8 protein-coding genes are annotated in these 12,728 nt (G+C 60.2%); 4 read left to right on the top strand and 4 right to left on the bottom strand.

Going from position 1 to position 12,728, the window contains the following annotated elements; genetic code table 11:
• Nucleotides 1-85: 85 nt before the first annotated feature.
• Entirely contained in the window at nt 86-1,519 is a 1,434-nt protein-coding gene (gene dacB, locus AABB92_RS14515; protein ID WP_031375420.1) for a serine-type D-Ala-D-Ala carboxypeptidase, read from the top strand.
• A 300-nt stretch (nt 1,520-1,819) separates the two neighbouring features.
• Here dacB and AABB92_RS14510 read toward each other — a convergent pair whose 3' ends face one another.
• Nucleotides 1,820-4,081: a TonB-dependent siderophore receptor gene (locus AABB92_RS14510; protein ID WP_046289157.1), complete on the bottom strand. Its 2,262-nt coding sequence runs from the start codon at nt 4,079-4,081 to the stop codon at nt 1,820-1,822.
• A gap of 252 nt (nt 4,082-4,333) precedes the next feature.
• On the opposite strand from AABB92_RS14510, the gene fes reads away from it, so the two are divergent.
• From fes to AABB92_RS14495, 3 genes are all read left to right on the top strand, one after another.
• Nucleotides 4,334-5,551 (top strand): enterochelin esterase, encoded by a 1,218-nt coding sequence (fes, locus tag AABB92_RS14505; protein ID WP_082097601.1) that lies wholly within the window; start codon nt 4,334-4,336, stop codon nt 5,549-5,551.
• Nucleotides 5,552-5,654: 103 nt separating this feature from the next.
• On the top strand, nt 5,655-5,882 hold the full coding sequence (locus AABB92_RS14500; protein ID WP_031375422.1) for an MbtH family protein: 228 nt from the start codon (nt 5,655-5,657) through the stop codon (nt 5,880-5,882).
• Nucleotides 5,875-9,801: a non-ribosomal peptide synthetase gene (locus AABB92_RS14495; RefSeq protein WP_031375423.1), complete on the top strand. Its 3,927-nt coding sequence runs from the start codon at nt 5,875-5,877 to the stop codon at nt 9,799-9,801. The genes AABB92_RS14500 and AABB92_RS14495 overlap by 8 nt, the downstream gene beginning before the upstream one ends.
• Before the next feature lie 40 nt (nt 9,802-9,841).
• Here the strand turns inward: AABB92_RS14495 and AABB92_RS14490 are convergent, their stop codons facing one another.
• From AABB92_RS14490 to fepD, 3 genes are read right to left on the bottom strand one after another with little or no spacing between them, the layout of a single operon-like run.
• Complete coding sequence (locus tag AABB92_RS14490) at nt 9,842-10,639, bottom strand: ATP-binding cassette domain-containing protein (RefSeq protein WP_031375424.1); 798 nt, start codon at nt 10,637-10,639, stop codon at nt 9,842-9,844.
• Complete coding sequence (fepG, locus tag AABB92_RS14485; protein WP_031375425.1) at nt 10,636-11,616, bottom strand: iron-enterobactin ABC transporter permease; 981 nt, start codon at nt 11,614-11,616, stop codon at nt 10,636-10,638. The genes AABB92_RS14490 and fepG overlap by 4 nt, the downstream gene beginning before the upstream one ends.
• On the bottom strand, nt 11,613-12,602 hold the full coding sequence (gene fepD / locus AABB92_RS14480) for a Fe(3+)-siderophore ABC transporter permease (RefSeq protein ID WP_082097600.1): 990 nt from the start codon (nt 12,600-12,602) through the stop codon (nt 11,613-11,615). The genes fepG and fepD overlap by 4 nt, the downstream gene beginning before the upstream one ends.
• Between the last annotated feature and the right edge of the window lie 126 nt (nt 12,603-12,728).

Genomic DNA, 12,728 nt, shown 5'->3' with positions numbered 1-12,728 from the left:
CCAGAGTTCCCTGCGGGTCATCGTTTACTTTCCACCACCCAGCGACGTAGTATTGACGGCTTCACCTGCCAGTTACCGCGAGATTATGCGATTTTCACGACTTGTTACCGGATTAACCTGTGCATTTATGCTGCAGGCACAAGCAGCGCCAGTTGATGAATACATGCAGTATCTGCCAGACGGCGCCAATCTGGCGCTGATGGTGCAGAAAGTGGGTGCATCAACGCCGATCATTGATTACCACGGAAAACAGATGGCGTTGCCCGCCAGTACCATGAAGGTAGTGACGGCGCTGGCGGCATTACTGGAACTGGGCGGAGACTACCGTTTTCAGACCACCTTTGAGACCAAAGGCGCGCTGGTTGATGGCACGCTGAACGGCGATTTAGTGGCACGTTTTGCCGGCGATCCCACCTTAAGCCGGCAGGATCTGCGCAACATGGTGGCAGCGTTAAAGAAGCAGGGCATCACCCATATCAAAGGCAATCTGGTGATTGATACCTCGGTGTTTGCCAGTCATGACATGGCACCGGGCTGGCCGTGGAACGACCTGACCCAGTGCTTCAGCGCCCCGCCGGGTGCGGCGATCGTCGACAAAAACTGTTTCTCCGTTTCGCTCTACAGTGCTAACACGCCGGGCGAGAATGCATTTGTGCGTATCGCCTCCTATTACCCGGCGCATATGTACAGCCAGGTGCGCACCATCGGCCGCAACAGCGGCGAAGGGCAATATTGCGAACTGGACGTGGTGCCGGGCGAACTGAACCGTTACACCCTGACCGGCTGCATGCGTCAACGTGCCGAACCGCTGCCGCTGGCGTTTGCGGTTCAGGATGACGCCGCCTGGGCTGGCGAGATTCTGAAAGCGGAGCTGCGTGCCGCGGATATCGATTACAGCGGGCATCTGGTGCGTCAGTCTCTGGTCACCGAGCCTGGCACGGTACTGGCCTCAACCCAGTCGGCACCGCTGCATACGCTGCTGCATACCATGCTGAAGAAGTCTGACAACATGATTGCCGACACGGTGTTTCGCACCATTGGCCATCATTACTTCAACGTGCCGGGAACCTTCCGCGCCGGTCAGGATGCGGTTCGCCGGATCCTGAAAGCCAAAGCCAATATCGACATGGGCAACAGCATTCAGGTCGACGGTTCCGGCCTGTCGCGTCATGACCTGATTTCGCCGCAAACCATGATGCAGGTACTGCAGTACATTGCGAAGAATGACAGCACGCTGGACTACATCTCGATGCTGCCGCTGGCTGGTTATGATGGCACGCTGCAGTACCGTGGCGGGCTGCATGAGGCGGGACTGGATGGCAAAGTGTCGGCAAAAACCGGTTCACTGCAGGGGGTCTACAACCTGGCGGGCTTTATCACCACCTCGAGTGGTGCCCGGGTCGCCTTTGTGCAGTTCCTCTCCGGCTATGCGGTTCCACCGGAAGATCAGCGTACCCGCCGTATTCCGCTGGTGCGTTTTGAGAGCCGGCTCTACCGGGATATTAATCAGAACAACTGATTAAGCAGCGAAAAAAACGCAGCAGGCGATCAACCTGCTGCGTTTGTTAATAAAGTCTGGCCCCGTCAGCGATGAGACCGAGCCTGCACTGGAAACAGAGGCAGATCGGAAAAACGCTTAAGCCAATCCCTGGTCGTCCGGCCCGCGCGATTACGCACCTCATCTCTGAGGTACGCCCGAAGTCGGGACACCGCCTGGCGTTTTTGTCCATGGTGTGGAACGCTTTCCTCCCCTGCTCCCTGCGCGTTGAGCTTATCAATTGCGGCCAGATTCGTCCGGATCGGGTTATGGCTAAACCCATCAGAAGTGGGTATTCACACTCATATAGTAAGTGCGGCCCGACTCGTTAAAGGTGTTAGCACCGGCACCGTACAAATACGCGCCGGTAGTGGCGTTACCGGTGGTCTGCGCATTGCCTTCGCGGAAGTGGCGCTTATCGAACAGATTGTCGATCCCCACAGTGACGCTGGCATATTTGTTGACGTCATAGGTACCGCTCATGCCGACCACTGAGTATGGACTGACCTCATCGGTGGCGCTGCCCGTGACCGGATTGCCTTTATAGTCATACTTTTTCGGCACCTGTTTGCCGTACCAGGTCAGCGTGGTTTGCAGTGACAGATCCTGTGTCGCCTGCCAGCTCAGCGTCGAGTTCAGGGTGTATTCCGGGATAACCGACAGGCGATCGCCGGTCTCTTTGTTTTTACTCTGCAGCATGTAGGTGAAGTTATTGTTCCAGCTTACGCTGTCTGAGAATGGCACGTTAACCGTCCCTTCCAGCCCTTCCACCACCGCTTTCGGCACGTTTTCCCACTTATAGATGTCGGTTTTACCGTTCGAGGCGGTACCGGTTGGCAGCGTGCCTGCCTCAATCTTATTGCGGTAATCATTGCGGAACCAGGTCAGACCGGCCTGATAACCCTCATGTTTCCACTCCAGCCCCACCTCTTTGTTGATGCTGTTTTCCGCTTTCAAATCGTCGTTGCCCATCAGATAACAGGCACCGGCGCTAGAGGCGCAGCCCTGGCCGTTACTGTAAAGCAGATAGTTCGGGTTGGTCTGATACAGGCTCGGCGCTTTGTAGGCGCGGGCGATGCCCATTTTCAGCGTGAAGTCATCGCCTAATCCCTGTGACAGGTTGAGCGACGGGCTCCAGTTGTTACCTGCGATGGAGTGATGATCGAAACGCAGGCCTGGCGTCAGCATGGTGCTGTCAGTCAGTTCAATGTTGTCTTCAGCAAACAGTGAGAAGATTTCAGCCTGAGAATAGGGGCTGCGACCGGTGGTGGCGATGCCCGGAATGGAACCGTAGCTGGCCGCCTGAGTGGTCGATGACGGATCCTTCATCCGCTGCTGGTTCCACTCGGTGCCGAGGGTAGCCGTCTGATTGACCAGCCATTCAAACGGAATACTGACCTCACTGTGCAGCAGCACATCGTCCAGCTGAATGGTGTTGAAGTCGCTGTTGGAGAAGATCCCTTCGGTGCCGCCCGCCAGCCCTTCATTCAGGCGCGAGTTGCGGGTGTTCTCATATTGCGCATAGGTATTGGTACTGATGCCATTATCCCAGGCGCCGGTCCACTTCAGCGAGAAGCTCTGCCGATAAAGGCGATTGGTTTCATCACCATATTTGCTTTTCACCAGCGCGTTGGTGTTGGTGTTCTGTGTATCACCGGCATACAGGTTGCCCTGCCGACTGTAACCGGCGCCAAACTCCAGTGCCTGCATTGGCGCAAAAGCCCAGCGCAGTAAGGCATGAACATCTTTATTGACCGAGCCTTCACGGCCGGCCGGATAGGAGCCGGCATAGGTACCGGTTCGCTGGGCAGCATGTCCTTCATTAATGTCGTACGCATCGGCCTGAGTTTTTGCCAGCCCGCCATACAGCCGGAAGCTGAAATCGTCGCCTAACGGCCCTTCGAGGCTAAAGTTAGTGCGTCGGGTTGCGCCTTCATCTTTATGCTGCGGCACGTTGTAGTAGGCGCTCCACGAGCCGTGCCACTGATTATCCAGCTCTTTTTTGGTGATGATATTTACCACCCCGCCAGCAGCACCATTACCGTAACGGGCCGCCGCCGGACCACGGATCACTTCAATATGATCAATCATCTCAGGCGGAACCCAGTTGCTGTCGCCGCGCGTATCACGCTCGCCACGCCAGCCCAGACGCACCGAGTTGCGGCTGGTCACCGGCAAGCCATCAACGAGGATCAGGGTGTTTTCCGGCCCCATGCCGCGGATATCGATCTGACGGTTATTACCGCGCTGGCCGCTGGTGGAGTTACCGGTCAGGTTAACGCCGGGCATGGTACGAATGATTTCAGAGACGTCGCGAGCAGGCGGATGTTTTTTGATTTCGTCGGCGGTGATGGTCGACACACCGGGTGCCTGAAGCGTTTGCTCGGCGGCGGTCACCATCATGGTGCTGTCGCTGGCGGTATCGGATGAGTTGCTGGTGATGCCCGGATCAGTAGCGGCAGCTACTGATCCGGTAGAAATGAGAGAGGTGGTGACGCCAAGTTCAATCATAATGGCTAACGAAAGCCGGGATAACTTTTTCATTTTTTTATTCCTGGATTGCCAGCGATAGGCCACTGCCGGCGCGCCGGTGAAAAGGTAAGTACCTTGCCTGCAACGCATTCCAGTTCTCTCCGGACCATCTTCAACAGACCCTCGTCCCGGTCTGAAGCCCGATACGGCAGAGAGGATGCGCGCGCTCCCTGTAGAGCGGAAACACCCTATTGCAAATGAAAATAATTATCAATAGTATTATTCATAACATGCATCACCCTAATCAAGTGTAGTGATCGACTGATGGCGCGTATGACGTGGTTAAATGAAGTGACCGGCAGTGACGCCTGGTGGCAACAGCAGCAGCAACAGGGCATTCCCTTGATTGAGCCCGGCGAAGAGGGAACCTGTCAGGTCACCTTCTTCTGGCGTGATCCCCACGGCGATGAGTCCCACTCGGCGATCCGTCGCGTCTGGATCAACATCACCGGCGTGACCGATCACCATCAGTCCGCCGCCCCCTCCTCCTTAACACGCGTTCCCCATACCGATGTCTGGTGGTGGCAAACCACCCTGCCCGCTGACTGGCGCGGCAGCTACTGTCTGATACCCGATCGCCAGGCAGAGAAATTTGACGGCCAGACTGATATGCAGACGCTGCGTCAATGGTGGAGCGGTAAATTCCCGTCAGCGCAGGCGGACCCGCTCAACCCATTGCGCGGCTGGGCCGGCGGACGCGGCATGCCGGTATCACCGCTGCACCTGCCGCAGGCGCCCGATCAGTCGTTGTGGCACGAGGTCGATCGCGGCCAGCCGGCGGCTATCCCGCTGCAACCGCTGCTGTGGCGCAGCGAAAGACTGGGTAATCAGCGCACGGTGTGGCTTTACTGCAGTGGCGAGGCCTCTTCCGCCGCACGTCCGCTGGCGTTATTGCTGGATGGACAGTTCTGGGCGCAGACCATGCCGATTGCTGGTCCGCTGCGGCAGCTCACCGCCGCAGGCGAACTGCCACCGGCGGTCTATGCGATGATCGACATTATCGACCGGGAACACCGCAGCCGGGAGCTGACCTGTAATCCTGAATTCTGGCTGGCGGTGCAGCACGAACTCCTGCCGCTGATTCAGCAAACCGTCGCCTGCCGGGTGCAGGGCGACAGCACGCTGGTGGCGGGACAGAGTTTTGGCGGACTTTCCGCAGCTTACGCCACCTTAAGCTGGCCAGAGACCTTTGGTGCCGCCATCAGCCTTTCCGGCTCCTTCTGGTGGCCGGCGCGCGGTAACCCCAACGGCTGGCTACCGCAACAACTACAACAAGGTTTGCTGCAGGCGCCGCCGCGCCGCTTTTATCTCGAAGCTGGACGGCGTGAGCGGCTGATTCTGGCAGCGAATCAACAATTTGAGCGTGAATTAATCGCGGCCGGGCATCAGGTTAGCTATCAACCGTCTGAAGGCGGTCACGACGCGCTCTGCTGGCGCGGCGGCCTGCTGGCCGGATTAAAAGCAATGTGGCAATACCCGTAATTCGCTTATCGGCCCTCTTTCACGCCCGAGGTCGCTCGCGGTCAGCGGCGGCGCGCAGCATGAGGGCGATATCTCGCCTGGATATCACGGGCAGGAGACCAATATGCAACATCTCAATCCGTTCGACGATCCGCAGCAGGATTGTCATGTACTGATCAATAACCAGCAACAGTACAGTTTATGGCCCGCCTTCCGGGCGATTCCGTCTGGCTGGCAGCCGGTATTTGGTCCCCAGCCACAGGCGATCTGCCTCAGCTGGCTGAATGAAAACTGGCACGATATTCGTCCGGTCACCGCCAGCGCTAGCACCAGCCGGAGCGACGATGTCTGAGATCATCATGAACCCGAACCTGACTGAACAGAAAACGTTGCCGCTGGTTGCCGCTCAGCCCGGCATCTGGATCGCAGACCAGTTATCCCCGCACGCTAATGCTTACGCGGTGGCGCATTTTGTTGAACTGCGCGGCGCGCTCAACAGCACGCTGCTGGCCAAAGCAATCGTTGCCGGCATGCAGGAAGCGGATACGCTGAATATGGCGTTTGGCGAGCAGGACGGTGAACCACAGCAGTGGTCTGCACCGCAGCGCTTTGCTACGCCGCAGGTGATTGACCTGCGCAATTCAGCCGATCCGGTCGCCGCGGCTCGTGCGCTGATGCAGCAGGATATGTCTGGTGACCTGCGGGTGATAAGCGGCGCACCGCTGTACCACCACCGCCTGTTGCGGCTGGGTGATGAGCACTGGTACTGGTATCAGCGTTATCATCATCTGGTGGTCGATGGCTTCAGCTTTACCGCCCTGACTCGCCGTATTGCCAATCTTTATAGCGCCTGGCAGCGTGATGAAACGCCCGAGCCGACGCCCTTTACGCCGTTCAGCGAGGTGGTCGAAGAGTACCAGCGCTACCAGCAATCTGCTGGCTGGCAGCGTGATGCACAGTTCTGGCGCGAAAAAGGCGCGCAGCTTCCCGCGCCTGCGTCGCTCTCCGACCAGCCGCTGGCGGGCCAGAGTGCCAGTACCGATCTGCTGCGCCATCGCTTTGCGCTGGACAGCAATAACTTTCAGGCCCTGCTGGCGCATACCCAACAGCTGCAGCTCAGCGCGGCTGACACCGCGATTGCGCTGGTCTCGCTGTGGCTGGCACGTCTCAGCGGACAAAACGACTTTGCCGCCGGTTTTATCTTTATGCGCCGCATCGGTTCAGCCGCGCTGTGTGCCACCGGTCCGGTGATCAATGTGCTGCCGATGGCGGTGCACAACGATCCTGCCCAGCCGCTCGGCGCGCTGGCGGCGCGACTGGCGGGCGAAATAAAAAAAATGCGTCGACATCAGCGCTACGATGCCGAGCAGGTACAGCGTGATCTGGGCCGTTCCGGCGACAGCGATCCGCTCTACGGACCGGTGATCAACCTCAAGATGTTTGATTACCAGCTCGATTTTGCCGGCATTAAAGGCGTGACGCATCAGCTCGCCTCCGGCCCGGTACGCGATCTGGAGATTGCCATCTACCTCAGCGAACAGGGTGACCTGACGCTGGAACTGCTGGCGAACGCGCAGCGTTACAGCGAAGTAACCCTCAGACAACACGCCAGCCGCGTTGATCTGCTGCTGTCGCAGCTGGCCGCCGATCCCGATCGCCCGTGTGGCGAGCTGGATATGCTGACGCCGGCTGAACATCAGCAGTTAGCCACCCTTAACCAGACGGCAATGCCGCTACCGGCAGAGACGCTGAGCAGCCTGCTGTTAAGCCAGGCGCAGCGTACTCCGCAGGCCCCGGCGCTGGCGGATGAGGCCCATCAGCTTACTTATCAACAGATGCAGCAGCAGGTGGCGGCGCTGGCGCAGCAGCTGATTGCACAGGGTGTGAAGCCGGGCGATATCGTCGCCGTCGCCCTGCCGCGATCGGTGTTCCTGTCGCTGGCGCTGCAGGCTATCGTTAGCGCGGGTGCCACTTACCTGCCGCTCGATACCGGCTATCCTGACGATCGTCTGCAGATGATGCTGGAAGATGCCGCGCCGAAAACGCTGATCACCTGTCATCAGCTGGCCGGACGACTGGCCGCCCTTACGCCGGTCACCCCGCTGTTTTATGACGCACTGTTAACCCCGAACACGTCAGAGATCAGCCAGCAGCCACGCCCGCAGGATGGCGCTTACATAATCTATACCTCCGGCTCAACCGGTCGGCCGAAAGGGGTGCTGGTCAGCCATCAGGCGATCGTTAACCGCCTGCTGTGGATGCAGGATCACTATCCGCTCGGCAGCAGTGATGTGGTATTGCAGAAAACCCCGAGCAGCTTCGACGTGTCCGTCTGGGAGTTCTTCTGGCCGCTGATGGTCGGCGCACAGCTGGTGATGGCCCCGCCGGATGCCCATCGCGATCCGGAGGCGTTGCAACAGCTGTTTGCCCGCCATCGCGTTACCACGACCCATTTTGTGCCGTCGATGCTGGCGGCCTTTGTCGCCACGCTGCAGGATGCGGACGCCGTGGCGCGTTGCGCTACCCTGCGCCAGGTGTTCTGCAGCGGCGAAGCGTTACCGGCTGAGCTGTCACGCCAGTGGCAAAAGCTGACCCATGTCGCGCTGCACAATCTCTATGGTCCGACCGAAGCAGCGGTCGACGTCAGCTATTACCCGGCCTCGGGTGAGGAACTGGCGGCGGTCGAAGGTGCCAGCGTGCCAATTGGCTTCCCGGTCTGGAACACCGGCTTACGGATTCTGGATGCCCGTCTGCAACCGGTGCCGCCTGGCGTGGCTGGCGATCTCTATCTGACCGGCGTACAGCTGGCGCATGGCTATCTTGATCGCCCTGACCTGACCGCCAGTCGTTTTGTCGCTGATCCCTATGGCGACGGCAGCCGGATGTACCGTACCGGCGATGTTGCGCGCTGGCTGGCCAATGGCGCAGTCGAATATCTCGGCCGCAGCGACGATCAGCTTAAAATTCGCGGACAGCGGATTGAACTGAATGAGATCGACCACGCCCTGGCTGCCCTGCCCGGCGTGGAGCAGGCGGTGACGCATGCACTGGTGCTGGGTGGCGCAGACCCTCAGCAGGGAGATGCGCGCCAGCTGGTGGGCTATGTGGTGGCGGATCAGCCGATTGATGCCGTGGCGATGCGTCAGGCGCTGGCGACTCAACTGCCTGCGCACATGGTACCGGTCGCTATCGTGCAGCTGGCGGCGTTACCGCTCAGCAGCAACGGCAAGCTGGATCGTAAAGCGTTGCCGCTGCCGCAGACGCAGACAGCGGAAGCGGGCCGGGACCCGCATCCGGGACTGGAAACCACCCTGGCACAGGCGTTCGCCACGCTGCTGGAGCGGGAGTCGATCAGCGCTCAGGATGATTTCTTCGCCCTCGGCGGCCACTCGTTACTGGCGATGCGGCTGGCGGCACAGCTGCGCCGCCGCCTCAATCAGCCGGTGTCGGTCGGCCAGATTATGGTCGCTTCCACGGTGGAAAAACTGGCAGCCTTGCTGAGCAGTGAATCGGCTGAGGCCAGCCGTGCCGGCTTTGAAGCGGTGCTGCCGCTGCGGCGCGGCAGCGGGCCGACGCTGTTCTGCTTCCATCCGGCTTCAGGTTTTGCCTGGCAGTTCAGCGTACTGCAACGCTATCTCGATGCACGCTGGTCGCTGCTTGGCATTCAGTCACCGGATCTCACCAGCCCACTCAATCAGGCATCGCATCTCGATGCGGTGTGTGAGGCGCACCTGGCGACGATACGCCAGCAGCAGCCGCACGGTCCTTACTATTTCCTCGGCTATTCGCTGGGCGGGACGCTGGCGCAGGGTATTGCGGCGCGGCTGGAAGCCGCAGGTGAAACCGTTGCCTTCCTCGGCCTGCTGGATACCTGGCCACCAGAGACGCAGAACTGGGATGAGAAGCGCGGGGAAAACGTACTGGATCCGGCGGTACTGGAAGAGGTTAACCGGGAGCGTGAGCAGTTTATTGCGGCGCAGCGCCAGCAGGCGGGAGAAGGGATGGAGGCGCTGTTTACCACCATCGAAGCCAACTACGCCAGCTCAGTGCGACTGCTGGCCACGGCCCGCAGCGCGCGCTTCAACGGCCGGGCGACCCTGTTCCTGGCGGAACAGACGCAGCAACCCGGTCAGGATGCCGGTCGCGCCTGGTCACCTTACGTTGCCGAACTGGACATATGGCCGCTGGATTGCGCCCACGTCGAGATCATTTCGCCGCGGATGTTTGAACAGATTGGGCCACGCCTGCAGCAACTGCTGGCGGCGTTTTAATCCCCGACCGACTCGCGCCTTCCCGCAGGGGAAGGCCGAATCAGCTGGCTGCGCGCCCCAGCGGCACAATCATCGGGGTGTGCGCCACCGGATCGTCAACAATCATGCAGCGCAGGCCGTAAATGGTTTCAATCAGCGCCGGCGTCACGATGTCGGCCGGTTTACCTTGCGCAATAATCTTACCGTCCCGCATGGCAATCAAATGGCTGGCGTAGCGGCATGCCTGATTGAGGTCGTGCAGCACCACCACCAGCGTACGGCCATGCTGCTGATTCAGATCCTGCATTAACTCCAGCAGTTCAATCTGATGCGCGATATCCAGCCAGGTCGTCGGTTCGTCGAGCAACAGCAGTGGCGTTTGCTGCGCCAGCACCATCGCAATCCAGACCCGCTGCCGCTGACCGCCGGACAAGGTATCGACCTGCTGCTGTGCCAGATCGGCCACGCCGGTCGCCAGCATCGCCTGCTGCACCGCCACTTCATCTTCCTGCCGCCAGCGACCAAACAGCGGCTGGTGAGGATAACGTCCGCGCGCCACCAGCTCACTGACGCTGATGCCGGCGGGTGCATTGGAGCTTTGCGGCAACAGCCCGAGCCGACGCGCCACCTCTTTGGTGGAGTAGTGGGCAATCGCATTGCCATCCAGCAGCACCTCGCCCTGTAACGGCCGGGCCAGCCGGCTCAGGGTACGCAGCAGCGTCGATTTACCACAGGCGTTGGGGCCAATGATCACCGTCAGCTCACCGTCAGGGATCGCCACTGAGAGGTTCTCCGCCACGATTTTTTTGTCATAACCGAGCGTCAGCGCGTTGCCCTGCAAACGTGTTGTTACTGTCATTGGCGTCGCGCCTCCCGCACCAGTAGAGCAATCAGATAAAGTCCGCCCAGGCTTACGGTAATCACGCCAACCGGCAGTTGATAGGGCAGGAAAAAGTGCTGCGCGGCGTAGTCAGCGGCGGTTAACAGCAGCGCGCCACATAATGCCGCCAGCGGTAATGCGCCTTTGATTCCGCCGCACAGTCGACGGGCGATCTGCGGTGCCAGCAGCGCAATAAATGAGATCGGCCCGACCAGCGCAGTCGAGGCCGCCGTCAGGATCACCCCGGTCAGCATCAGCAGGATGCGGCTGCGCTCAACCGCTACGCCAAGCGCGCAGGCGGTATCATCGCCCATCTCCAGCAGCCGCATCCGCCGCGCCAGCAGTGCGGTTGCCAGCAGCGCCAGCAGCAGCACGCTGATTACCGGCGTGGTTTTCGCCCAGCTGATGCCGTTCAGCGAGCCGGCGCTCCACAGGCCAGCGCTCAGTGCTGCCTCGAGTGAGGCGCTGATGATAAGCCAGCTGTTAAGCGCCATCAGCAGCGCCCGCACGCTGATACCGACAATGATCAGCCGAAAAGTCTCGACACCGTTGCGCCAGCTAAACAGCCAGACCACACCCGCCGTCAGCAATCCGCCGATCAGCGCCGCCAGCGTCATGCCTTCCATGTTCTGCTGGAACAGCACCAGCGCCACCAGCACACCGCTGTAGGCGCCGGTGTTGAAGCCCAGAATGTCCGGGCTACCGAGCGGGTTACGCAGCAGCGATTGAAAAATAGCGCCGCTCACGCCGAGCGCCGCCCCGATCAGCAGCGCCATCATCACCCGCGGCAGACGCCACTCCACCACAATCAGCTGAATATTGCGCGCCGCCTCGCCGTTAATCACCTGCCACAGCTGCGCAGCCGTGATCGGCAAGGTGCCGCGCGTCACGCCGAGAAAAGCCAGCGCCAGACACGCCAGCAGCAGCCAGACGCCGTTGAAGGTTACACGCTTCATACTGCACCTCTGCCAGCCTTACGGCGCACCAGCACAATCAGCATTGGCGCGCCGAGGATTGCGGTCACAATCGATACGCGCAGCTCGCCCGGTACCAGCACGCGGCCGAGAATATCAGCCGCCAGCAGCAGACAGGGCGTAATGAGAATGGTGCCAGGCAGCATCCAGCGATGATCGTTACCGAACAGCCAGCGTGCCAGGTGCGGCGTCATTAATCCGACAAAGGCAATCGGCCCCACCGCGGCGGTGGCGGCCCCGCTCAGCAGGGCAATCGCCAGCAGCCCAATAAGCTGGGTGCGGGCAACGCGGGTACCGAGCGCGGTTGCCATATCACCGCCCATGCTGAGACTGTTGAGCGAGCGTGCCAGCAGCAGCGCCAGCAGGCAACCGATCGCCACGGCAGGAAAGGTCGTGCGCAGCATGGTGAAATTACGGATATCCAGCGAACCGCTGTGCCAGAAACGCAGATGATCATAGATGTCAGGGTTGAGCAGCGATAAGCCAGAGGTTAAGCCCTCTAACACCGCGCCCAGCGCCACCCCGGCCAGCGTCAGACGCACCGGATTAACCCGTCCACCACCGATAGCGCCGGTCAGCGCCACCAGCAACGACGCCAGCAGCGCCCCGCTAAAGGCAAAGCCCAGCCAGTCGGCCGGCGAATCGGCACCGAACAGCGCAATGCCCAGCACCACCGCGAAGCCGGCCCCGGCATTGATGCCCAGAATACCGGGATCGGCCAGCGGATTGCGCGTCAGGCTTTGCATCAGCGCGCCCGCCACGCCGAGGCCAACGCCCGCCAGCAGCCCGGCCAGGGTGCGTGGCAATCGGGCGTCACGCACAATGATGCAGTCAGCGCTGGAGCAGTCGGTCAGCAGCGCCTGAGTGACATCATGAAAGGCAATGGATTTGGCACCCAGCATCAGACTGAGCGCGAGGAGCAGCAACAGCAGCATCCCTGAACCTGCTATTACATGGAATTGACGCATAACGTTTAAACCTTCACGAATTCAATGGCATCGCGGTGGATACCTTTATGATAATGATACTTGTTATCGTTCTTACGCGTTTTTTGTATGTTACCATGACTCGTAAACTCAATGATGAGGAAAATG

The sequence above is a fragment of the Pantoea brenneri genome (genome assembly GCF_038594305.1).
GTDB lineage: Bacteria > Pseudomonadota > Gammaproteobacteria > Enterobacterales > Enterobacteriaceae > Pantoea > Pantoea brenneri.
This window is presented reverse-complemented; position numbering and strand designations above follow the sequence as displayed.